Source organism: Plantibacter sp. MPB07, assembly GCF_046619465.1.
GTDB classification, from domain to species: Bacteria; Actinomycetota; Actinomycetes; order Actinomycetales; family Microbacteriaceae; genus Plantibacter; species Plantibacter auratus.
Genome location: NZ_CP177043.1, coordinates 22,632 through 42,497, shown reverse-complemented (window position 1 = coordinate 42,497; position 19,866 = coordinate 22,632). Strand labels below are relative to the sequence as shown.

Genomic DNA, 19,866 nt, shown 5'->3' with positions numbered 1-19,866 from the left:
TGTGGGGCGACATCGCCACGTGATACGGGCGGGTCAGACCTCGCGAGGGGCGGAGGGCTCGACCGGCGGGAGACCGAGCTTCGCGCGCTGCTCCGCCTCGACCTGCGCGTACGCCTTGCGCTCGTTGCGGTCGGACCGCAGGATGGCGCGCATGACGACCCAGAAGATGATGCCGACGACCACGGTGGGCAGCAGCGACCAGAGCGCGTTGAGCCAGTAGTCTTCGATCACTCGTCAATCGTACCGCCCTTCGACAGGCTCAGGGACCGGAGGGTTCGCTCAGGGACCGGAGGGTTCGCTCAGGGACCGGAACGACGTGGTCGCGCGATGCCGAACGAGCGCGCAGCGGCCTCAGGAGCCTCCGGCGAGGGCGCCCCACAAGCCGCTGACGACGAGGTACAGGCCGATCCCGCCGACCACGATCCAGATGGTGATGCGCGCCGTCGTCGGCCCCTGTTTCTTCGGGTCCTGGTGGTCGCCGGGGTCCATCATGCTCATCGTCGCGCCTGACTGTCGGTGGTCGTGCTGCCGGGTGGCCGCTACTTGACCAGGGGGAAGAGGATCGTCTCGCGGATGCCGAGACCGGTCAGCGCCATGAGGAGTCGGTCGATGCCCATCCCCATGCCTCCGGACGGCGGCATCCCGAACTCGAGCGCACGCAGGAACTCCTCGTCGAGACGCATGGCCTCGACGTCGCCCTGCGCGGCGAGCTTCGCCTGCTCGATGAAGCGTTCGCGCTGCACGACCGGGTCGACGAGCTCGGAGTAGCCGGTGGCGAGCTCGAAGCCGCGGACGTAGAGGTCCCACTTCTCGACCGCGCCAGCGATGGAGCGATGGGCGCGCACGAGCGGGCTCGTGTCGACCGGGAAGTCCATGACGAAGGTCGGGCGCTCGAGGCCACCCTTGACGAAGTGCTCCCACAGCTCCTCGACGTACTTGCCGTGGATGGGGTGCGGGACCTCGACGCCCTCACGCTCGGCGAGCGCCTTGAGTTCCTCGATCGGCGTCTGCGGCGTGATCTCGACACCAGCGGCGGCCGAGAGGCTCTCGAACATCGAGATGCGGTCCCACTCGCCACCGAGGTCGAACTCCGTGCCGTCGGCCCAGGTGACGACGTGGCTCCCGCTCGTCGCGAGGGCGGCGTTCTGGATGAGGGTCTGCGTGAGGTCGGCCATGGTGCCGTAGTCGCCGTACGCCTCGTACGCCTCGAGCATGGCGAACTCGGGGCTGTGCGTGGAGTCGGCGCCCTCGTTGCGGAAGTTGCGGTTGATCTCGTAGACGTGGTCGATGCCGCCGACGACGGCGCGCTTCAGGTACAGCTCGGGCGCGATGCGCAGGTAGAGCTCGGTGTCGAACGCGTTCGAGTGGGTGACGAAGGGGCGGGCCGAGGCTCCACCGTGCATGACCTGGAGCATCGGCGTCTCGACCTCGACGAAGTCGCGCTCGGTGAAGGTCTGGCGGAGGCTGGCCACCGTCTTGGCCCGGTCGAGCACGTTCTTGCGCGCCTGGTCGCGGGCGATGAGGTCGAGGTACCGGCTCCGGACCCGGGTCTCCTCGTTCAGCTCGTTGTGGAGGTTCGGCAGGGGCAGGATCGCCTTCGCCGCGATGGTCCACTCGGCCACCATGATCGACAGTTCGCCGCGGCGGCTGGAGATGACCTCGCCGGAGACGAAGACGTGGTCGCCGAGGTCGACGAGTTCCTTCCAAGCGGCGAGCTGTTCGTCGCCGACGCTCGCGAGGCTCACCATCGCCTGGATGCGGCTGCCGTCGCCCGACTGCAGGCTGGCGAAGCAGAGCTTGCCGGTGTTGCGCAGGTGCACGACGCGGCCTGCGACGCCGACCGTGACGCCCGTCGCCTCGTCGGGCTGGAGCTCACCGAAGCGGGCGCGCACCGCCGGGATCGTGTCGGTGATGGGGAGGGTGACGGGGTAGGCGCCACCGGCACCCGACGTCGCCTCGTCGATGAGGCGCTGGCGCTTCGCGAGCCGGACGGCCTTCTGCTCGGAGAGCTCTGCCTGCTCTGCTGCGTCGTCGATCGGCTCTGGCGTCGTGTCAGTCATGCGGTGGGATTCTCCTCGTGCGGTCACTGGAGTTTACCGGGGACCGTGCTGGCCGCGCGCACGGCCGGTTTCCTATGAACCGGCTATCGACGCCCTGACAAGGGTCTGCGAACAACCATTCGGAGGACATCGCCGGGTGCCCGGGCCGTGCTTGGCTCGAAGGACAGGAGTCCCGATCGGGGGCACCGACGCCGGAAACGAACTCGAAAGGCTCGTCATGACGACGCTCTCCGACCACCAGCACACCGACCACCGTGAAGCCACCACCGTCCCACCGGTACCGGCCTCCCCCGCCGCGCCGCGCGGACGCGCGGGGATCGACGCCGGTCTCCTCCTCCTGCGCCTGGCCCTCGGCGTGGTCTTCATCGCCCACGGCCTCCAGAAGTTCCTCGTCGACTCCATTCCAGGCGTCGCCTCCGGATTCGGGGGCATGGGCATCCCGGCTCCAGAGGTCGCGGCGGTCGTCGTCGCCGGTCTCGAGGTGGTCGGTGGCCTGCTGCTCATCGTCGGCCTCGGCACGCGCATCGTGGGCGCCCTGCTCGCGGTGACGATGGCCGTGGCGATGGTGCTCGTGCACCTGCCGGCGGGGTTCTTCGCCGCAGACGGTGGCTTCGAGTACGTCATGCTGCTCGCGCTCGCGTCGCTCGCGCTCACCCTCGCCGGCCCGGGCCGATTCGCGATCGACGCGCTGATCCGTCGCCGCCGCAGCCGCTGACACGGGCCCGCCCGCCTGCCCGGACTCGGGTGGGCGGGCGGCGGTTCGTCCACCCGGCTAGAGCAGCTCGTCGACGTCGGGCGTGGTCGCCCCGCGCAGCGCCTCGTCGACCGACGACCGCACGAGCGACGACAGGAAGCCGCCGGCGTTCTCCACGCCGATCTCCTGGAGCAGAGCCGTCGACTGCTGCACGACCGCGCGGGAGAAGCTCGCGGCCGTCTCCACCGCTTCGGCGTAGGCCGCACGATCGGCCTCGGCGATGATCACGGGCTCCGCGCCCATCTCGACCACGAGCGCCTGCCCGATCGGTTGGACGGGGGCCGGTGCGGTCACGGCGAACGACGTCTCGTGGAGCCGGGCGAGGTCGAGGCTCGTCCCGGTGAACACCATCGCGGGGTGCAACGCCAACGGGATGGCACCGGCGCGCGCTGCCGGAGCGAGCACCGCCGTCCCGAACCGAGCCGAGGTGTGCGCGACGAGCTGACCCGGCTGCCACGCACCGACCGCCGCGAGCCCTTCGACCAACGACGCGAGTTGCGCATCGGGTACGGCGATGACGACGAGTTCGCTCCGCTCGACCACCTCGGTCGGATCGAGCACCGGCACATCCGGCAACAGGGCGTTCGCCCGTTCGAGGCTCTCCTCCGACACCGCGGTGATGCCGACGATCGCATGTCCGGCTCCCCCGAGCGCCGCTCCGATGACCGGGCCGACGCGACCACTCCCGATGATCCCGACGCCGAGCCTGGCGCTCCGTCGTTCCGCGCTCACGTGGTCCTCCGGTCCTGGTCGGTCGTCGGGAACGGCACGGACGGTGCCGGGCTGTGCTCCTGCCACGGCTCGGCGTGCGCCCGCGTCGTCGGTTCGGTGCCGGACTGCGCCACCGGCTCATCGAGGTAGGGCGCCGTCGCCTGCGCCTCGTCGGGCTGGTGCTCGGGGTCGAAGCTCGCCCACCGGTGGCTGCGGTCCTTCGACTGCGCGACCACGATCGCCGCCGACGCCGCGTCGAACATCCGCACCGCCTCGTCGCGGGCCATGGCCGGGAGCTTGGCGATCACCGGGCCAGGGACCGTGTGCGCGGTCGCGGAGGCGAGGTCGAGCGCGCGCAGGAGCGGCCCCTGGTCGATCCGGATGCTCTGCAGGCGTGCGAGCGGGAGGATGTGGAGTTTGCGCCAGACCACCCCCTGCCGGAACAGCAGCATCCCGTCGCGCAGGGCGTAGCCGGTACGACGCCAGGAGAACCAGTTGATCCATCGCGAGCGGCGGGGCGAGCCCACGAAACCGACGCCGTCGCGTGTGGCGAGGGCCGACTGCAGGGGCGCCCAGGCGCTGCCGTCGATGCGGCCCGCGAGCATCAACTCCACGACCTGGGCGGCGTCCACGAGCGACCCGACCGGCAACACCGTGTTGCTCGTCGCACCCCGGGCAGCCTGCTCCAGTGACAGGCCGGCCTTGTTGATCCGGACCCGCCACCAGCCGAACGGGCGCCAGATGATGGGCTGTGACACCTCGATCGCGTGGATCCGTCCGGGCGGGACGGTGTCGTTCGTCGTCGAGAAGAGCCCGAAGCCGATGCGGACGCCCGAGGGCGTCGCGGCGATGCTGTAGCGCAGCGACTTCGTCACGCTCGACCAGACGAAGGCCCCGAGACTCAGCACCATCGGGACGAGCCAGAACCAGGCCCAGTCCAGCCCGTTGATGAGGAGCACGACGCCGGCCACGACCGAGATCAGGACGATCACGGTGAACGGGCTGAGCAGCGTGGATCCGACCAGGCGTCCGAGCGTCAAGCGCACGACGGAGTCCGGCACCGCCTCCTCCGGGTCGAGCTCGGGCGAGATGAAGTCGTCGACGCGCTCGGTGACGAACCGGGACACCCCGCCGGTGCCGTCGGGCACCGATTGCGGCGGCAGGGTCGGGTCGGCCGGGTCGCCGGCTGCGGCGGTCTGCCGGCGTTCGGCGAGCTTCACCCCGCTCGCGAGCGTGAGGACGTCCCGGCGGAGGCCGTCGGCGTCGGCACCGTACAGGTACTCGAGTTTGACGTTCGCGTCCTGGCCCGCGACGCTCACGTTGATGCGGGAGGCCCCGATGAGCCTGGCGAGGAGCGGCTTCTCGATGGAGACGCCCTGGATGCGGTCGAGCTTGGCTTTGCGGTTCGTGCGGAACAGGATCCCGCTGCGCACCTCCACCGCCTCGTCGGTCACCCGGAACGTGTGCATGCGCCATGAGAACCAGAACACGGCGATGACCACGATGAGCCCGACGGCGATCGCGAGGAGCACCCACCCGACGAAGCCGTGGTTGAGGATGTAGTCGATCGGGTCGGTCGGCTGCTCCATCCCCGGGGCGGGGATGAAGAACTCGATGAGGCGCTCGCGGAGGTTCGCGATGACGATGCCGAGGATGGCGACGAACGCGATCCCGCCTCGGAGCAACGGCGTCGCCGGGTGCAGCCGGTGCCACTGCCCGTCGACGAGACTCTGTCCGGCCACCCGTGGGACGATCGCCTCGGCTGTCGGCTTCACCCGAGGACCCGCGGCCGGAGCCTGGAACCGCTCCGGCGGTCCTGCCGCCTGGTGCTCGCTCACAGTCCGGTCCGCCGGCTCTCCGCCACGGCGACCAGATGGTCGCGCAGCCCCTCGGCCTCGGCTTCCGGCAACCCGTTGATCACCACTCCGGTCGAGGCGGAGGCGGTCACGAACTTGAGGTCGGCGAGGCCGAACGCCCGCGAGAGGGGCCCGCGGTTGATGTCGACGAGCTGCATGCGCCCGTACGGCACGGCGACGAAGCGCTGCCACATGATCCCTCGGCGGAACAACAGATCGTCCGCGCGCAGTTGGTACCCGATCGATCGGATGCGACGAGGGATGAACGCCGCGGCGGTCAGGGAGATCACGGCGAAGGCGGCGAACGGCCACCAGATCCAGGTCCAGTCCCAGACGAGCGCGACGAAGACCACGGCCGCCGTGACGAGCACGAGGCCGGCGCCCTCGGAGATGAACTCGACGGCGATGAGCTTGCGACTCACGCGTCGCCACTCGGCATCAGGCAGTTCCAGCCGCTTGCCGCTCTGCTCCGCAGGGTCGGCCTGGACCGTCTCCGGCGACGACAGCTCCTCCAGCGGCGTTTCGATCAGCGGCCGCTCGGCGGGCTGATCAGGTGTGGGACGGGGCTCCCCCGGGTGCGGCGTCGTCATCATCATCCTTCGGAACGGTGCAGAACCACTCGGCCACCAAGGCGGCGGCGACGAGTGCGACGGATCCCACGATGGACGCGATCACCAGCCACAACGAGCCTATCGCGGGCAGGATCGGGCGGGTCAGGACGAAGAGCAGGATCCCGACGGTCGCCCCGGCCACCAGGGAGCCCGCATGGCTCGAGGCCTTCGCGAGCGCGGCGACCCGCATGGCGCGGAACGGATCGATCCGACGGGTGGCGCGACCGGTCGTGCTGCGGCGGATCGGCCAGGACAGGGCGATGAGGATGATCGCGACCGCCACGAGCGAGACCGCGAGGGTGACGGGCGGGATGATCGACGCGCGTCCGCCGGAGACCATCGCGACCTCGACGAGGAAGCCGAAGACGACGCCCACCCCGGCGAGGACGATGAGCGGTGTCGCGGTGGTGCGGGTCATGGGTGCGTGCCGTCGTCGGGGACCACGGAACCGTCCTTGGCGGCCGCGAGGGTGTCGAGGCGGCCGACACCGGGCAGCGTCGCGTCGGGGTCGAGGAGCAGCCAGGGCACGACGACGAAGCCGCGCTCGGCGGCTCGCGGGTGCGGGACTGTGAGGCGTTCGTCGTCGATCGTCTCGTCGTCGTAGGCGACGAGGTCGAGGTCGAGCGTCCGATCGCCCCAGCGTTCCTCGCGGACGCGGCCGTGCGCGAGTTCGATCCGCTGGAGTTCGTCGAGGAGCGCGTGCGGCTGGAGGCGGGTGCGGACGGCAGCGACACCGTTGAGGTAGGCCGGAGCCGACTCGTCGACACCGGACGACTTGACGGCCGCGCTCGACACGAGCGGCGACGGCCGTACCTCGAGCACCCCGTCGACGGCGGCGAGGTCGTCCACCGCCTGTGCGATCGTCGCGCGGCGGTCCCCCAGGTTGGCCCCGATGGCCACGACGGCCCAGACGGCGCGAGGCTTCGGTGGTTCGGGCCGACGGGCGGGGTCGTGGATCGGTGTGCGCGAGACCATCAGACGGCCCGCCCGGCCTGGGTGCGGTCGGCCTGGGTGCGCTCGATCGTCACCGCCACGTCAGCGAAGGGCACCGTGATGGGGGCGCTCGGCTTGTGCACGGTGACCCGGACCGCTTCCGCGCGTTCGTTCGCGAGCACCACGTCGGCGATGCGCTCGGCCACGGTCTCGATGAGGTCGACCGGGTCGCGCTCCACGGCTGCGACGACCGCCTCAGCGAGCTCGCCGTAGTGCATGGTCGCGCCGAGCTCGTCGCCGCCGGCGGCCGGGCGGAGGTCCAGCGACACGGTGACGTCGATGACGAACTCCTGTCCGGCCTCGCGCTCGAAGTCGAAGACGCCGTGGTGCGCGAACGCCCGCAGGCCCGTGAGGGTGATCGAATCAGTCATCGGCTCCACCTTGCCATGCATCGAGGGTATCGAGAGCGAGTCTGGTTGCGGCGACGTCGTGGACGCGCACACCCCAGGCTCCGGCCTGCGCGGCCAGCACACTCACCACGGCGCTCGGCAGGTCGCGCGCCTCCATCGGGGCGTCCTCAGGGAGGAGCGCTCCGATGAACCGCTTGCGGGACGCGCCCACCAGCACGGGGTACCCGAGCTCGCGCAGTAGGTCGAGTCGGGCGAGGATGCGCCAGTTGTGCTCGGCGTGCTTCGAGAACCCGAGGCCGGGATCGACGACGATCCGGCCGGGGTCGACGCCCTGACCGCGGAGGGTCGTCACCCGGTCGTCGAGTTCCCGAGCGACGTCGACCGCCGCGTCGGTGTAGGTGGCGCGGCTCGCCATGTCGGCCGAGTGCCCGCGCCAATGGCTGATGATGCAATCGAGACCGGCCGCCGCCATGACGCCCGGCATGCGATCGTCGGCGAGGCCACCGGACACGTCGTTGATGATCGAGGCACCGGCGTCGGCCGCGGCACGGGCGGTCTCCGCGTTCATCGTGTCGATACTCACTCGCGCACCAGCGGCGGCCAGTGCGGCGATGACGGGTGCGACCCGGTGCTGCTCCTCGCGGGTGTCGACCCGGGCGGCACCGGGCCGGGTCGATTCGCCGCCGACGTCGATGATGGTCGCGCCGGCCGCGATGAGCTCGAGCCCGTGGGCGACGGCGTCGTCGACGTCCAGGTACCGGCCGCCGTCGCTGAACGAGTCGGGGGTGACGTTGACGACGCCCATGATCTGGAACATGCGATCACCCCGCCTGGTCGGCGGACGCGCCGATCAGGACCATCAGCTCGGCCCGTGCAGCCGGATCGGCCAGGGCTCCACGGCTGGCGATGGTGACGGTGGTGCTCGTCAGCTGGCGTGACCCGCGCATCGAGACGCAGCCGTGTGCGGCCTGGAGCACGACGAGGACGCCGCGGGGCGCGAGCCGTTCGACGAGGGTGTCGGCGATCTGCTCGCTGAGGCGCTCCTGGACCTGCGGGCGCGAGGCGAGTGTGTCGACGAGCTTCGGCAGGGCACCGAGTCCGATGACGAGTTCGTCGGGCAGGTAGGCGATGTGCGCCGTGCCGAGGAACGGGAGCAGGTGGTGCTCGCAGACGGAACGGAAGGCGATGTCGCGGACGAGCACGACGTCGCTGGTCGCGCCCTCCTCGATCGGGATGGGGCGCGCCAGGTGCACACCGGCGTCCTGACCGACGCCACCGAAGAACTCGGCGTACGCATCGGCGACACGCGTCGGGGTGTCGGCGAGGCCGTCGCGGGAGGGGTCCTCGCCGATTGCCTCGAGGATCTCGAGGACCGCTGCGGCGATCCGCTCGCGGTCCACGGACGACCGCGAGGCCGAGCCCTGATCGGGCTCGGCCTGCGCGGCTGCGACCGCGTCGTCCGCGGTGTGCTCGCCGTGGGTCATGCGGGCTAGGCGGTCGCCGGTCGCGGCTTCGTCGCGCGGGTGCGCTTGGGCTTCACGGGAGCCTCGGGCTCGGGCTCCGAGCTCACACCGCCGTCTGCCGCACCGGAGTCGATGGGTGCGGTGAAGGACGCGGAACCGACGGCCGAACCCGACCCGACGGGACGCTTCTTGCTGGACAGCCAGACGGGGCGCGGCGGGAGCTTCTTGACGTCCTTGAAGATCTCGGCCAGCTGGTTGTGGTCGAGGGTCTCCTTCTCCATCAGCTCGGCGGCGAGGCGGTCGAGCACGGCCCGGTTGGTCGTGATGACCTGCCAGGCTTCGTCGTGTGCGGCCTCGATGAGCTCGCGGACCTGGGCGTCGACCCGCTGCGCGATCTCCTCCGAGTAGTCGCGCTGGTGGCCCATGTCGCGGCCGAGGAACATCTCGCCCGAGGACTGCCCGAGCTTGACGGCACCGACGTCGGTGGTCATGCCGTACTCGGTGACCATCTTGCGAGCGATGCCCGTGGCCTTCTCGATGTCGTTCGACGCACCCGTGGTCGGGTCGTGGAACACGAGCTCCTCGGCGACGCGGCCGCCCATCGCGTAGGCGAGCTGGTCGAGCAGCTCGTTGCGCGTGACGGAGTACTTGTCTTCGAGGGGCAGGACCATCGTGTAGCCGAGGGCACGGCCGCGCGGGAGGATCGTGACCTTCGTGACCGGGTCGGTGTTGTTCATCGCCGCCGCAGCGAGCGCGTGCCCGCCCTCGTGGTAGGCGGTGATGAGCTTCTCCTGCTCGCGCATGACGCGCGTGCGGCGCTGCGGGCCGGCGATGACGCGGTCGATGGCCTCGTCGAGAGCGCGGTTGTCGATCAGCTGGGCGTTGGAGCGCGCCGTGAGCAGCGCGGCCTCGTTGAGGACGTTGGCGAGGTCGGCACCGGTGAAGCCGGGCGACTTGCGGGCGACGACCTCGAGGTCGACGCTCGCGGCGAGCGGCTTGCCCTTGCCGTGCACCTCGAGGATCTTCTTGCGGCCGGCGAGGTCGGGGGCGTCGACGCCGATCTGGCGGTCGAAGCGGCCCGGGCGCAGCAGCGCGGGGTCGAGGATGTCGGGGCGGTTGGTCGCGGCGATCAGGATGACGTTCGTCTTGACGTCGAAGCCGTCCATCTCGACGAGGAGCTGGTTGAGGGTCTGCTCGCGCTCGTCGTGTCCGCCGCCCATGCCGGCACCACGGTGGCGACCGACGGCGTCGATCTCGTCGACGAAGATGATCGCGGGCGAGTTCTCCTTGGCCTGCTGGAAGAGGTCGCGGACGCGGCTCGCACCGACACCGACGAACATCTCGACGAAGTCGGAACCGGAGATCGAGTAGAACGGCACGCCGGCTTCACCGGCGACGGCGCGGGCGAGGAGCGTCTTGCCCGTTCCGGGAGGGCCGTACAGCAGGACGCCCTTCGGGATGCGCGCACCGACGGCCTGGAACTTCGCGGGCTCCTTGAGGAAGTCCTTGATCTCCTCGAGCTCCTCGATCGCCTCGTCGGCACCGGCGACGTCGTCGAAGGTCACCTTCGGCGACTCCTTCGAGACGAGCTTCGCCTTCGACTTGCCGAACTGCATGACCTTGTTGCCGCCGCCCTGCATGCCGGAGAGCATGAGCCAGAAGAAGACACCGATGAGGAGCAGCGGGAGGAGGAGTCCGAGCATCGACAGGAGCCAGCTCGGCTGGGGCACCTTGTCGTTGTAGCCACCGGACGGGTCTGCGGCGTCGACGGCCTCGACCACGTCGGCCGCACGGGCGCCGACGTAGTAGAACTGCACCTGCTTGCCGAACTCGTCGTCCGCCTTCGTCAGCGTGAGGTCGACTCGCTGGTCGCCGTCGGTGATGACGGCCTCCTTGACCTGACCCTTCTCGAGGAAGGCGAGCCCCTCTTGCGTGGAGACCTCACGGAAGCCGTTCATGCTCATCAGGCTGATGCCGATCCAGAAGACCAGGGCGGCGATGATGAGGTACGGGATGGGACCCTTGAAGAGACGCTTGACGTTCATAAGTTGAGAGGCCGGGGCTGGCCCGTTCCCTTTCTGCAGGAGGGGTCGACGGGCGGTGCCGCGTCGGAAATCAGGCTACCCCCTCGCCGCTGGATGCCTCCCCTGTGTTTGCCGTGGGCTTAACGGGGGTGCGGTGTGAGGTCGGTGGAGTGGTTCAGGCGTAGACGTGCGGGGCGAGGACGCCGACGTCGCGGAGGTTGCGGTACTTCTCGTCGAAGTCGAGACCGTACCCGACGACGAAGTCGTTCGGGATGTCGAAACCGACGTACTTGCACTCGACGTGCACCTTGGCGGCCTCGGGCTTGCGGAGGAGCGCGCAGACCTCGATGGACGCGGCTCCGCGCGAGGCGAAGTTCTCGAGCAGCCAGGAGAGGGTGAGGCCGGAGTCGATGATGTCCTCGACGATCAGGACGTGGCGGCCCGTGAGGTCGGCGTCGAGGTCCTTGCGGATCTGGACGACACCGCTCGACTTCGTGCCGGCGCCGTACGAGCTGACGGCCATCCAGTCCATCGAGAGCGGGATGCGGAGTTCGCGCGCGAGGTCGGCCATGACCATGACCGCACCTTTCAGCACGCCGACGAGCAGGACGTCCTTCCCGGCGTAGTCGGTCTCGATCTGCCGGGCGAGTTCGGCGAGCTTGTCGCGGATCTCCTGCTCGGTGACGAGGATGGTCGTGAGGTCGTCGGAAATGTCGCTCTGCTCCATGCGTCGAGTGTATGCGAGATGACCCGGAGGCCCGTGCGCCTCCTGCTCGGAGAGCCCGGCGGTCAGCGGGCCGCGAAGACGATGCGTCCCGCGTGTCGGGACGCCGTCAGGCCGGGCAGGTCGATCGGACCCTGGCCCGCCCAATCGGTGACGAGCCGCGCGACTTCGATCGTCTGCGACCGCGTGAGCGAGACGCCGAACTCGCTCTGCACGATGTACCGGATGATCCGCTGGCGGAGCGCTGCCGGGTTGGCCGCGAGTGCCCCGGCGCTGACGGAGATCCCGGCCTCGGCGTGCTCGACGAGCTCCTCGATGGTCTCCTCGACCATCTCCTCGAACGCGTCCGCGTCCTCCCGGGCGGCGTCGGCGGTGCGGGCGAGGGCCTCGGCGATCCCCGGCCCGAGCTCCGCCTCGAGCACTGGCAGGACCCGTTCCCGGACCCGGACCCGCGCATAGGCGTCGTCGGTGTTGTGCGGGTCGTGCCACGGTTCGAGTCCTTCGGCAGCGCACGCCTCGCGGGTCTGGGAGCGCCGGATCCCGAGCAGGGGTCGGAGGAGCGCACCGGAGACGGGCGCCATCCCCTGGAGGCTGCCGGTTCCGGACCCGCGAGCGAGGCCGAGGAGGACGGTCTCCGCCTGGTCGTCGAGGGTGTGCGCGAGCAGCACCAGGGACGCGCCGCACTCGACTCGCGCGGCGTCGAGTGCGGTGTACCGGGCCGCCCGTGCCGCGGCCTCCGGTCCACCCTCGGAGCCCACCTCGACGACCCGGACGAGGACGGGGTCGAGCCCGAGGGCACGCGCCTGGTCCGCGGCACGCGCCGCGACGTCCGCCGAGCCCGGCTGCAGTCCGTGGTCGACGATCACGGCGCCGGCCCGCAGACCGACCTTTCCGGCTTCGAACGCGGTCGCGGCGGCGAGCGCGAGCGAGTCCGCACCGCCGCTCAGTGCGATGAGCAGGTCGGCACCGGCGACGTCACGCGAGGCCGTGGGCGCCGTGCCCGCGATCGCATCGCGCACAGCCTTCCGGAGGGCGGCGACGGACGGGTGGAGCGGGGGGCGGACGTCGTTCACGCGGACCACGCTATTGCACCGCGACGAGCGCCTCCCCACACCGTTCGCTCCGGGACGCATCGGTTATGGTTGGTCCTCGTCGGCGACCGCGCCGACTCAACGTCATCCAACCGCGCAAGGAGCAGGCTTATGGCCGAGTACGACGCCGTCATCGAGATCCCGCGGGGCAGCCGCAACAAGTACGAGATCGACCACGAGACCGGTCGGGTCTTCCTGGACCGCGTCCTGTTCACGAGCTTCGTCTACCCCGCCGACTACGGCTTCTTCGAGAACACCCTCGGCGAGGACGGCGACCCGGTCGACGTCCTGGTCCTGCTCGACTTCCCGACCTTCCCGGGCGTCGGCATCAAGGTCCGCCCCGTCGGCGTGCTGCACATGACGGACGACGGCGGCGGCGACGACAAGGTCATCGCCGTGCAGTACAAGGACCCGCGCTGGTCGCACATCCAGGACCTGACCGACATCCCGCAGGCGACGCGCGACGAGATCGAGCACTTCTTCGTCCACTACAAGGACACCGAGCCCGGCAAGTGGGCGCGGATCGACGGCTGGGGCGACGCCGCAGCGGCCGAGAAGATCATCCTCGCGGGCTTCGACAAGCTCAAGGCGGAGGGTCACTGACCCACTGCGGACCTCCGCACACCGCACGACGAAGCGGCCGGCACCCTCGGGTGCCGGCCGCTTCGTCGTGCGGGTCGCTGCGCTCGGTCAGCCGAGCGGCGCCCCGCGGTCGGCCATGAACGGCTGCGCGTCGATCGCACTGCCGTTGATGCGGACCTCGAAGTGCAGGTGGCAGCCGGTGGAGGCGCCGGTCGTCCCGACGTAGGCGATGACCTGTCCGGCGGAGACCTGGTAGCCGACGCCGACCTGGATGCCGCCGTTCACGATGTGCGCGTAGCCGGTCGAGACGCCGGAGCCGTGGTCGATGAGGATGAAGTTGCCGTACGTGCCGTACCAACCGGCGTAGGTCACGGTGCCGGAGGTCGCCGCGTAGATCGGGATGCCGCAGCCGCCCGCGATGTCGGTGCCGCGGTGGAAGCTGCCTGAGCTGCCGCCGCCCGTGGAGATCGGATCTCGGTAGCCGTAGGTGCCCGAGATGCTGCCGGAGGCCGGGATCGCCCAGCCCTGGCTGCTGAGCTGACCGCCGTCGGCGCTCTCGCCACGCGCGGCCGCTGCCGCAGCCTCGGCGGCCTTCCGCGCGGCCTCGCCGGCTTCGAAGTCCTTGACCGTCTTCGCGGTCGTGTCCTGCAGCGCCGTCAGCTGGGCGTTGAGCGTGACGATCAGCTCCTGGTTCTTCTCGAGCTTCGCCGCCGCCGCGGACGCCGCCGCCTGGGCCGCTTCCATGGCCGCCTGCGCCGCCTGCCGGAGCGACTCGCGCTCGTCGCGGGCGACACCGGCCTGTTCACCGAGCGCAGCCGCGGTGTTGCGCGCGGCGACCGCCTGCTCGTAGACGCCGTTGCTGTGCTCGGCGACCTGGTTCATGTTGCCGAGCTTCGACAGGAGGTCGGTCGCGCCCTTGCTCTCGCCGTCGAGGAAGAGGCTCAGGCTGAGGTCGGCGCCGCCGGAGCGGTAGAGCTGCGAGGCGACCCGACCGGCCTGCTTCGTCGCGGTGTCGGCCTCGGCCGTCTTGGCGTCGGCCTGCGACTGGATCGCGGTGGCTCTGGCGTCGGCCTCGAAGAAGGCCTCCTCAGCGGCCTGGAACTCCGTACCGCGCTTCTCGGCCTCGTCCTGGGCGACCTGCAGCTCGTCCTGCAGCTGGACGATGAAGTTCTTGATGTTCGTGACCTCGGCGGCCTTGGCGGCCTCATTGCCCTTCGCGGCCTGGACGTCGTCCCACGAGGGGTAGTCGGCTGCCGACGCCGGGCCGGCGACACCGAAGGAGCCGACGATCGCGAGCGACATGACGATGGCGGCGGTGAGGCGTCCTCGCCACCGCACGGAGGACGCCGATCCGGCGTTGGTCGTCCGGCTTCGGCGCCAAGCGCCGGCAAGCTTCTTGCTCATGAAGTAGGGGCCCATCTCGGTTCGCTGCAGTCACATCGGTCACATCGGTACCACTGTCCACGCTAGCCCGACGGGGGTCGGGACCGGCTGTGGACACTCCCGTCGGCCGCGGCATCCGGGAGTGGTCCACGCCAGAGGCTAACCCCGGCCGGGGGCCGTGGAGCGGTCATTCGGCGCCTGTCGTCAGATCCGGCATGGAGCGCCGATCGCTGCTCCGCGAACCCGATTTTGGATTCGGGGGTTTCATCCGTATGCTTGTCGCTCGGTAGTCATGAAGCTTCAGGGCTTCGCGGCCCTATCGTTTAGCGGCCTAGGACACCGCCCTTTCACGGCGGCAGCACGGGTTCGAATCCCGTTGGGGTCACCACCGACTACTGGAAAAACAGCCGCTCGGATTCAGGTATAGTGAGTCTGCGCGACTGCGAGAAGCACCGAGTAACACCAGCATCACCGCAGTTCGCGTCACCAGCAATTCAACATGTATGGCCCTGTAGCGCAGTTGGTTAGCGTGCCGCCCTGTCACGGCGGAGGTCGCGGGTTCAAGTCCCGTCAGGGTCGCAAAAGGTCGGAAGCCCTCTCGCAAGGGAGGGCTTCTGCTTTTGAGACATCGTCGCCGTTCGTGCAGCTGATGTACTCGGCTCTGTAGCTCAGTTGGTAGAGCGCACGACTGAAAATCGTGAGGTCACGGGATCGACGCCCGTCGGAGCCACGGAACCCCCACCTAGCTTCTACATGGTGGGGGTTCTTTTTTTGCCCGGATGCCCGCGAACACCCACGCCACCACCCGAGTTGCCACTCTTGGCCCACGGCGGACAGACTCGCACTGTGGAATCGAAACCGTCACGCTGGGTGACCGCCTCCGTACTCGCAGTCCTGCTCGGCACGTCGCTCGTCGCCTGCTCGGACACGCGGTACGGACTGCCACGTGGTGAGGCCGTCGGCACCTGGCGCAGCGGGGACACCCGGCTCGAGCTCGCCGACGACGGGACCTTCGAAGCCACCGCCTGGCCCTCGGATGTCCAGTGCAGTCTTGACGACGACCCCCGCGCGGACGACCCGATCGACTTCTCCGGGACCTGGATGGTGGACAACGAGGGGACCAATCGAGACCTCGTCCTGCATCCCGGCGACGGCGCATGCGAGACGTCCCGGATCACCTCCGACGTCCGGAGCGACGACGGTCTCGCGCGCCTGTGCATTCACGCCCGTGGATCCTTGTCCGGCCCGGCCGAGAACTTCTTCACCCTGTATCAGGGTGATCCTCCGGAGACCCAGGATCCGGATCGCTGCCTGAACTACTAGCCCGCCCGGGCAGACGAGTCTCACCCGTCCGATCCCTGAACCTTCCCCGCTCCCTGCGGCCTGTCGAAGGGCGCACGGAGAAGCATCCAAGACCAGCGACACCCATCCGGTCCCTGAGCCTGTCGAAGGGTACTCGTAGGCACTTCGACAAGCTCAGTGACCGGAAGAGGTGCACCCGCACTCACTCCGGTCTCCGCGCAACCTTCCCCGGTCCTTGAGCTTGTCGAAGGGCGCCCGGGAGAACCCCGCGAATCCGGCATGCCTCCTCCGGTCCCTGAGCCTGTCGAAGGGCACACGAGGAGACTCCCACATCCGAGACGACTCGGCATCTGGAATGTCAGTGGTCCATGATGGACTTGTCCCATGACGGAGACCACCCCAACCGCGACCCGCGCAGGCGACGAGTACGCCGCGCAGCTCGCGGAGTTCTCGGACGAGTGGACTGAGATCCACCGGCAACAGGCCGTCCTGGACGCGCGGAAGGCGCGCCTCCTCGCCCGTTCCGCCGCCTACGCGGACGCCTTCGCGGACGCCACGGTCCCGGCGATCTTCCCGCCGGCGGAACGGCAGGCGCTCTCGCGCCGGTCGACCTGCGCGGCCCTCGCGATGGCAACCCGCATGCCCGAGCGGACCGTGCAGCGGGCGACGAACGACGCCGAGCGCCTCGTGAACGACGCGCCCGCCGTGCTCGCGTCCCTCGAGGCCGGTCGCATCTCGGCCCGGCACGCGCAGACGATCATCGACCAACTCAGTGACGTGCCGACCGCAGGGCGGGCGGCGTTCCTCGCTGAGGTCCTGCCGGTCGCGGAAGAGTCCACCAACGCGAACCTCCGCAGACGCGCCCGCGTCCTCCGCGAGCGCCTCCACCCGGAATCCATCACCGCCCGAGCGGTCCGCTCAGAGGCCGACCGCCGCGTCGAGTTCGAACCCGCAGCCGACGGCATGGCCTGGGTGCACCTCTTCACCACGGCACCGATCGCCCAGGGCATCATCGAGCGCGTCGAAGCAGCCGCGGCGGAGTCGCGCGCTGCCGGCGACACCCGCACGTGCGCGCAGCTGCAAGCGGACGCCCTGGCAGCCCTCGCGCTCACCGGCGTGACCCCGGAGGACGTGATGTCGAGCCTGGTGCTCCCGCACCCGATCGAGGTCCAGGAGCACATCAAGCCCACCGTGCAGATCACCGTCCCGGCATTGAGCATGGCCGGCGTCAGCGACGCACCGGCCACCCTCGACGGCTTCGGCCCGATCGACCCGGAGACCGCCGCGCGCATCGCGGTGAACGCGCCCAGCTTCACCCGGATCCTCGTCCAGCCGGAAACCGGCGCGGTTCTCTCAGTGGGGCGGAATCAGTACCGCGTTCCCGCCGACCTGCAACGCGCGGTGCGCCTCCGGGACGGCACCTGTCGCGCACCAGGCTGCGGCAGGCGAGCACGGGCCTGCGACCTCGATCATTCGGTCGCTTGGGAGGACGGCGGGACGACGGATGTCGGGAACCTCGCGTGTCTCTGTCGACATCATCACCGGATGAAGCATCTGCCCGGGTGGAACCTCGAACACGGACCCGGCGGGGTCCTCGACTGGACGACACCCGACGGCAAACACCACCGGACCGAACCGGACCCCGCACCGTTCTGACCGTTTCCGGTCCCTGGGCTGCGCCGCACTGAGCTTGTCGAAGTGTCGAAGGGTTCCCCGTGGGCACTTCGACAAGCTCAGCGACCGAGAAAAGTGTGCCCGGAACGGTGAGGCGTCCTCGTGGGCACTTCGACAAGCTCAGTGACCGGGAAAAGTGTGCCCGGAACGGTGAGGCGTCCTCGTGGGCACTTCGACAAGCTCAGTGACCGGCAGAGGTGTGCCCAGAACGTTTCGGTCCCTGAGCCTGTCGAAGGGCAGTCGGGGTGCGCTCGCTCGGTGCGCGGGAGGACGTCCGCCGGCTCACGTCGTGCACCTCCGTCCGCAAGCCCCAGACATCCGGGGCCGATCCGGACAGACTGGTCGTATGAGTTCTGCAGACGACCGCACGACCGACGGCCCCGACGACGCCCACCGAGTCCCCGCAGGGGTCGACGACGCGACCGTGGAAGCGGTCGGCAAAGTGACCGAGGCGCTCGAAGTGGTCGAGCAGGCGCGCGGCATGCTCTACGGCTTCCATCGCCTGACCGGCAAAGCGGACCTCGCGCTCGGCGAAGCCGCGGACGCCCTGCGCGAAGCCGGACACGACGCCCTCGCCGACCGGATCGACACCGAGCTGGTCGGACGCAACGTCATCGACGGACGCTGGACGTTCCAGATCGTCGAAGACTACGACGGCAACTACTGGGAACCGTTCCGCACGCTCGAGGCGGAGGTCCGCAACGAACTGGCGGGCGGCCGACGCCACCTCGCGGAAGCCGCCATGAAGGAGGACCGCCGCACGCACGGCGCGCCCCACCACGAAGCCACACCGCCGACGGTCTGAAGCCGCACGGCATGAGGGCCGCGTGCCGTTAGGCTCGATCCGATGACCGATGCACCCGTTTCCCGGACGAAGTTCTCCCGCCAACGGGTGATCGTCGGAGCCGCCGAGTTCGCCGACACGTATGGCGCCGACGCCCTCACGCTCGCCGCTCTGGCCCGCGAGCTCGACACCTCGGCACCGGCCCTCCTCAAGCACGTCCGCAGCACCGAGGACCTCCGCGCCGCCGTCGCCCAGCTCGCCCTCGCCCAACTGGCCAGCGGACTCGACATCGCGACGACCAGTCTGAGCGGGTCCCCTGCACTCACCGCGCTGGCCGACGGGTACCGCCGCTTCGCCCTCGCCTATCCCGGTCGGTACGCCCTCGCGTTCTCGATCGAGGACGTCCGCGCCGACACCGGCGAGCCGGCCGACCGCGAGCTCGTGATGCTCGTCGAACGGGCACTGGCGGGGCGCGGTCTCGACAGCGTGGCGATGACGGACGCCGGACGCATCGTCCGGGCGGCCCTCCACGGCTTCGTGTCCCTCGAGCTCGTCGGCGGCTTCACCCGCGGCGCCGACCCCGCCACCAGCTACGCTGCCCTCGTGGACCTGCTCGACCATTCGTCCGCGCTCGGCTCACGCCGCCTCCAGGAGACGCCATGACCAGCACGACCACCACCGCCCCGACCGTCCTCTTCGTCTGCGTGCACAATGCCGGTCGATCCCAGATCGCAGCCGGCTTCCTCGACGCCCTCGCCGGCGACCGGGTCGAGGTGCTGTCGGCCGGGAGCGAACCGAAGGACCGGATCAACACCGTGGCGGTGGAGGCGATGGCCGAACACGGCATCGACATCACCGCAGCCGTGCCCCGCATCCTCACGACCGACGCCGTCCGGGCGTCCGACGCGGTCATCACGATGGGCTGCGGCGACGCCTGCCCGATCTTCCCCGGCAAGCGCTACGAGGACTGGGAACTCGAGGACCCGGCCGGCCAAGGCATCGAGGCCGTCCGCCGCATCCGCGACGACATCGAGGAGCGGATCGCCGCGCTCTTCGTCGAACTCGTGCCCGCCGAGGCGTCCGAGTTCCCGGCCACCATCGGCTCGGTCGCCCACGAAGCGCTCGGCGCGCACGGGTTCACCCGCTTCGAGCAGCTCACGCGGGTCTCCCCCGCCGCCCTGCTCCGCATCCACGGCGTCGGACCGAAGGCCGTCGACGTCCTGACCGAAGAACTCACAGCCCGCTCACTCGCCTTCGCCTCCTGAGAGCGATGGTGGTCGGCCAGCGCCCGGCATCGGCACGCAACCCCATTGCCCAGCGCGACACCCGTCGTATCGTGGTCGTATGAGCAAGCACGCAGCGAACGACGACAACCTCCCCGAGGACCACGAGACCACCGAGGACTCCATCGAGCAGGAGGTCGACGGCGAGGACACGTTCCTCCCCGTCGCCGAGCCAACCACCGGTCCTGCTCCCGCCCCGTAACCCCGACGCGCCTCCGGGG

At 69.9% G+C, this 19,866-nt stretch carries 22 protein-coding genes, 3 tRNA genes and 1 pseudogene; 11 read left to right on the top strand and 15 right to left on the bottom strand.

Annotated elements, in window-relative coordinates; translation table 11 throughout:
* Positions 1-33 precede the first annotated feature (33 nt).
* The 3 genes from ACLIME_RS00250 to lysS all read right to left on the bottom strand — a co-directional run bounded on the left by ACLIME_RS00250 (position 34) and on the right by lysS (position 2,060).
* Positions 34-231: a hypothetical protein gene (locus ACLIME_RS00250; RefSeq protein WP_194718988.1), complete on the bottom strand. Its 198-nt coding sequence runs from the start codon at positions 229-231 to the stop codon at positions 34-36.
* A 120-nt stretch (positions 232-351) separates the two neighbouring features.
* A complete protein-coding gene (locus ACLIME_RS00245; protein ID WP_153303387.1) occupies positions 352-498 on the bottom strand; it encodes a hypothetical protein in 147 nt (48 codons plus the stop codon).
* Positions 499-539: 41 nt separating this feature from the next.
* Entirely contained in the window at positions 540-2,060 is a 1,521-nt protein-coding gene (gene lysS, locus ACLIME_RS00240; protein ID WP_137242236.1) for a lysine--tRNA ligase, read from the bottom strand.
* Between the two features lie 217 nt (positions 2,061-2,277).
* Here lysS and ACLIME_RS00235 point away from each other — a divergent pair, with 217 nt between their 5' ends.
* A complete protein-coding gene (locus ACLIME_RS00235) occupies positions 2,278-2,775 on the top strand; it encodes a DoxX family protein (protein WP_411557939.1) in 498 nt (165 codons plus the stop codon).
* Positions 2,776-2,832: 57 nt separating this feature from the next.
* Here ACLIME_RS00235 and ACLIME_RS00230 read toward each other — a convergent pair whose 3' ends face one another.
* The 11 genes from ACLIME_RS00230 to tilS all read right to left on the bottom strand — a co-directional run bounded on the left by ACLIME_RS00230 (position 2,833) and on the right by tilS (position 12,619).
* A complete protein-coding gene (locus ACLIME_RS00230) occupies positions 2,833-3,546 on the bottom strand; it encodes a Rossmann-like and DUF2520 domain-containing protein (protein ID WP_079705162.1) in 714 nt (237 codons plus the stop codon).
* Positions 3,543-5,363: a PH domain-containing protein gene (locus ACLIME_RS00225; RefSeq protein WP_411557938.1), complete on the bottom strand. Its 1,821-nt coding sequence runs from the start codon at positions 5,361-5,363 to the stop codon at positions 3,543-3,545. The genes ACLIME_RS00230 and ACLIME_RS00225 overlap by 4 nt, the downstream gene beginning before the upstream one ends.
* Positions 5,360-5,974 carry a PH domain-containing protein gene (locus ACLIME_RS00220; RefSeq protein WP_371413684.1) on the bottom strand — a complete coding sequence of 205 codons (615 nt, stop codon included), beginning with the start codon at positions 5,972-5,974 and terminating at the stop codon, positions 5,360-5,362. The genes ACLIME_RS00225 and ACLIME_RS00220 overlap by 4 nt, the downstream gene beginning before the upstream one ends.
* On the bottom strand, positions 5,931-6,410 hold the full coding sequence (locus ACLIME_RS00215; RefSeq protein WP_079705159.1) for a DUF3180 domain-containing protein: 480 nt from the start codon (positions 6,408-6,410) through the stop codon (positions 5,931-5,933). Before ACLIME_RS00215 ends, ACLIME_RS00220 begins: the two co-directional genes overlap by 44 nt.
* Positions 6,407-6,967, bottom strand: a complete 561-nt coding sequence (gene folK / locus ACLIME_RS00210; RefSeq protein WP_411557937.1) for a 2-amino-4-hydroxy-6-hydroxymethyldihydropteridine diphosphokinase — start codon at positions 6,965-6,967, stop codon at positions 6,407-6,409. Before folK ends, ACLIME_RS00215 begins: the two co-directional genes overlap by 4 nt.
* Positions 6,967-7,356, bottom strand: a complete 390-nt coding sequence (gene folB / locus ACLIME_RS00205) for a dihydroneopterin aldolase (protein ID WP_079705157.1) — start codon at positions 7,354-7,356, stop codon at positions 6,967-6,969. The genes folK and folB overlap by 1 nt, the downstream gene beginning before the upstream one ends.
* Positions 7,349-8,152: a dihydropteroate synthase gene (gene folP, locus ACLIME_RS00200; RefSeq protein ID WP_411557936.1), complete on the bottom strand. Its 804-nt coding sequence runs from the start codon at positions 8,150-8,152 to the stop codon at positions 7,349-7,351. Before folP ends, folB begins: the two co-directional genes overlap by 8 nt.
* A 4-nt stretch (positions 8,153-8,156) precedes the next feature.
* The gene (gene folE, locus ACLIME_RS00195) at positions 8,157-8,819 is read right to left on the bottom strand and encodes a GTP cyclohydrolase I FolE (RefSeq protein WP_079705155.1); all 663 of its coding nucleotides are present in this window, start codon (positions 8,817-8,819) and stop codon (positions 8,157-8,159) included.
* 5 nt (positions 8,820-8,824) lie between these two features.
* Complete coding sequence (gene ftsH, locus ACLIME_RS00190) at positions 8,825-10,843, bottom strand: ATP-dependent zinc metalloprotease FtsH (RefSeq protein ID WP_079705154.1); 2,019 nt, start codon at positions 10,841-10,843, stop codon at positions 8,825-8,827.
* Between the two features lie 154 nt (positions 10,844-10,997).
* Positions 10,998-11,549: a hypoxanthine phosphoribosyltransferase gene (gene hpt, locus ACLIME_RS00185; protein WP_064294334.1), complete on the bottom strand. Its 552-nt coding sequence runs from the start codon at positions 11,547-11,549 to the stop codon at positions 10,998-11,000.
* Between the two features lie 62 nt (positions 11,550-11,611).
* Positions 11,612-12,619: a tRNA lysidine(34) synthetase TilS gene (tilS, locus tag ACLIME_RS00180; protein ID WP_411557935.1), complete on the bottom strand. Its 1,008-nt coding sequence runs from the start codon at positions 12,617-12,619 to the stop codon at positions 11,612-11,614.
* Positions 12,620-12,748: 129 nt separating this feature from the next.
* Here tilS and ACLIME_RS00175 point away from each other — a divergent pair, with 129 nt between their 5' ends.
* The gene (locus ACLIME_RS00175; protein ID WP_079705152.1) at positions 12,749-13,240 is read left to right on the top strand and encodes an inorganic diphosphatase; all 492 of its coding nucleotides are present in this window, start codon (positions 12,749-12,751) and stop codon (positions 13,238-13,240) included.
* 87 nt (positions 13,241-13,327) lie between these two features.
* On the opposite strand, the gene ACLIME_RS00170 is transcribed toward ACLIME_RS00175, so the two are convergent.
* Positions 13,328-14,623 (bottom strand): M23 family metallopeptidase, encoded by a 1,296-nt coding sequence (locus tag ACLIME_RS00170; protein ID WP_249404640.1) that lies wholly within the window; start codon positions 14,621-14,623, stop codon positions 13,328-13,330.
* 291 nt (positions 14,624-14,914) lie between these two features.
* Here ACLIME_RS00170 and ACLIME_RS00165 point away from each other — a divergent pair.
* The 9 genes and pseudogenes from ACLIME_RS00165 to ACLIME_RS00125 all read left to right on the top strand — a co-directional run bounded on the left by ACLIME_RS00165 (position 14,915) and on the right by ACLIME_RS00125 (position 19,847).
* Positions 14,915-14,990 (top strand) — tRNA-Glu (locus tag ACLIME_RS00165).
* Between the two features lie 117 nt (positions 14,991-15,107).
* Positions 15,108-15,181 (top strand) — tRNA-Asp (locus ACLIME_RS00160).
* A 78-nt stretch (positions 15,182-15,259) separates the two neighbouring features.
* Positions 15,260-15,332, top strand: a tRNA-Phe gene (locus ACLIME_RS00155).
* A 116-nt stretch (positions 15,333-15,448) separates the two neighbouring features.
* Positions 15,449-15,925 (top strand): hypothetical protein, encoded by a 477-nt coding sequence (locus tag ACLIME_RS00150; RefSeq protein ID WP_411557934.1) that lies wholly within the window; start codon positions 15,449-15,451, stop codon positions 15,923-15,925.
* Positions 15,926-16,288: 363 nt separating this feature from the next.
* On the top strand, positions 16,289-17,560 hold the full coding sequence (locus tag ACLIME_RS00145) for a DUF222 domain-containing protein (protein ID WP_411557933.1): 1,272 nt from the start codon (positions 16,289-16,291) through the stop codon (positions 17,558-17,560).
* Positions 17,561-17,924: 364 nt separating this feature from the next.
* Positions 17,925-18,383, top strand: coding sequence for a hypothetical protein (locus ACLIME_RS00140; RefSeq protein ID WP_064294389.1), 459 nt, complete (start codon positions 17,925-17,927; stop codon positions 18,381-18,383).
* 42 nt (positions 18,384-18,425) lie between these two features.
* Positions 18,426-19,025: a WHG domain-containing protein gene (locus tag ACLIME_RS00135; RefSeq protein WP_411557932.1), complete on the top strand. Its 600-nt coding sequence runs from the start codon at positions 18,426-18,428 to the stop codon at positions 19,023-19,025.
* Positions 19,022-19,432: pseudogene (locus ACLIME_RS00130) on the top strand (arsenate reductase ArsC); the annotation flags it as partial. The gene ACLIME_RS00135 and the pseudogene ACLIME_RS00130, both read left to right, overlap by 4 nt.
* Before the next feature lie 274 nt (positions 19,433-19,706).
* Entirely contained in the window at positions 19,707-19,847 is a 141-nt protein-coding gene (locus ACLIME_RS00125) for a hypothetical protein (protein ID WP_153303386.1), read from the top strand.
* The last annotated feature ends 19 nt before the right edge of the window (positions 19,848-19,866 follow it).

Excerpts from the sequence above, each read along its gene's own strand:
- ACLIME_RS00140 (WP_064294389.1), top strand. The coding sequence starts at position 17,925 with ATGAGTTCTGCAGACGACCGCACGACCGACGGCCCCGACGACGCCCAC.
- ACLIME_RS00215 (WP_079705159.1), bottom strand. The coding sequence starts at position 6,410 with ATGACCCGCACCACCGCGACACCGCTCATCGTCCTCGCCGGGGTGGGC.
- folP (WP_411557936.1), bottom strand. The coding sequence starts at position 8,152 with ATGTTCCAGATCATGGGCGTCGTCAACGTCACCCCCGACTCGTTCAGC.
- ACLIME_RS00220 (WP_371413684.1), bottom strand. The coding sequence starts at position 5,974 with ATGATGACGACGCCGCACCCGGGGGAGCCCCGTCCCACACCTGATCAG.
- folE (WP_079705155.1), bottom strand. The coding sequence starts at position 8,819 with ATGACCCACGGCGAGCACACCGCGGACGACGCGGTCGCAGCCGCGCAG.
- ACLIME_RS00145 (WP_411557933.1), top strand. The coding sequence starts at position 16,289 with ATGACGGAGACCACCCCAACCGCGACCCGCGCAGGCGACGAGTACGCC.
- ACLIME_RS00170 (WP_249404640.1), bottom strand. The coding sequence starts at position 14,623 with ATGAGCAAGAAGCTTGCCGGCGCTTGGCGCCGAAGCCGGACGACCAAC.
- ftsH (WP_079705154.1), bottom strand. The coding sequence starts at position 10,843 with ATGAACGTCAAGCGTCTCTTCAAGGGTCCCATCCCGTACCTCATCATC.
- ACLIME_RS00235 (WP_411557939.1), top strand. The coding sequence starts at position 2,278 with ATGACGACGCTCTCCGACCACCAGCACACCGACCACCGTGAAGCCACC.
- hpt (WP_064294334.1), bottom strand. The coding sequence starts at position 11,549 with ATGGAGCAGAGCGACATTTCCGACGACCTCACGACCATCCTCGTCACC.
- lysS (WP_137242236.1), bottom strand. The coding sequence starts at position 2,060 with ATGACTGACACGACGCCAGAGCCGATCGACGACGCAGCAGAGCAGGCA.
- folK (WP_411557937.1), bottom strand. The coding sequence starts at position 6,967 with ATGGTCTCGCGCACACCGATCCACGACCCCGCCCGTCGGCCCGAACCA.
- ACLIME_RS00175 (WP_079705152.1), top strand. The coding sequence starts at position 12,749 with ATGGCCGAGTACGACGCCGTCATCGAGATCCCGCGGGGCAGCCGCAAC.
- folB (WP_079705157.1), bottom strand. The coding sequence starts at position 7,356 with ATGACTGATTCGATCACCCTCACGGGCCTGCGGGCGTTCGCGCACCAC.
- ACLIME_RS00125 (WP_153303386.1), top strand. The coding sequence starts at position 19,707 with ATGAGCAAGCACGCAGCGAACGACGACAACCTCCCCGAGGACCACGAG.
- ACLIME_RS00245 (WP_153303387.1), bottom strand. The coding sequence starts at position 498 with ATGAGCATGATGGACCCCGGCGACCACCAGGACCCGAAGAAACAGGGG.
- ACLIME_RS00135 (WP_411557932.1), top strand. The coding sequence starts at position 18,426 with ATGACCGATGCACCCGTTTCCCGGACGAAGTTCTCCCGCCAACGGGTG.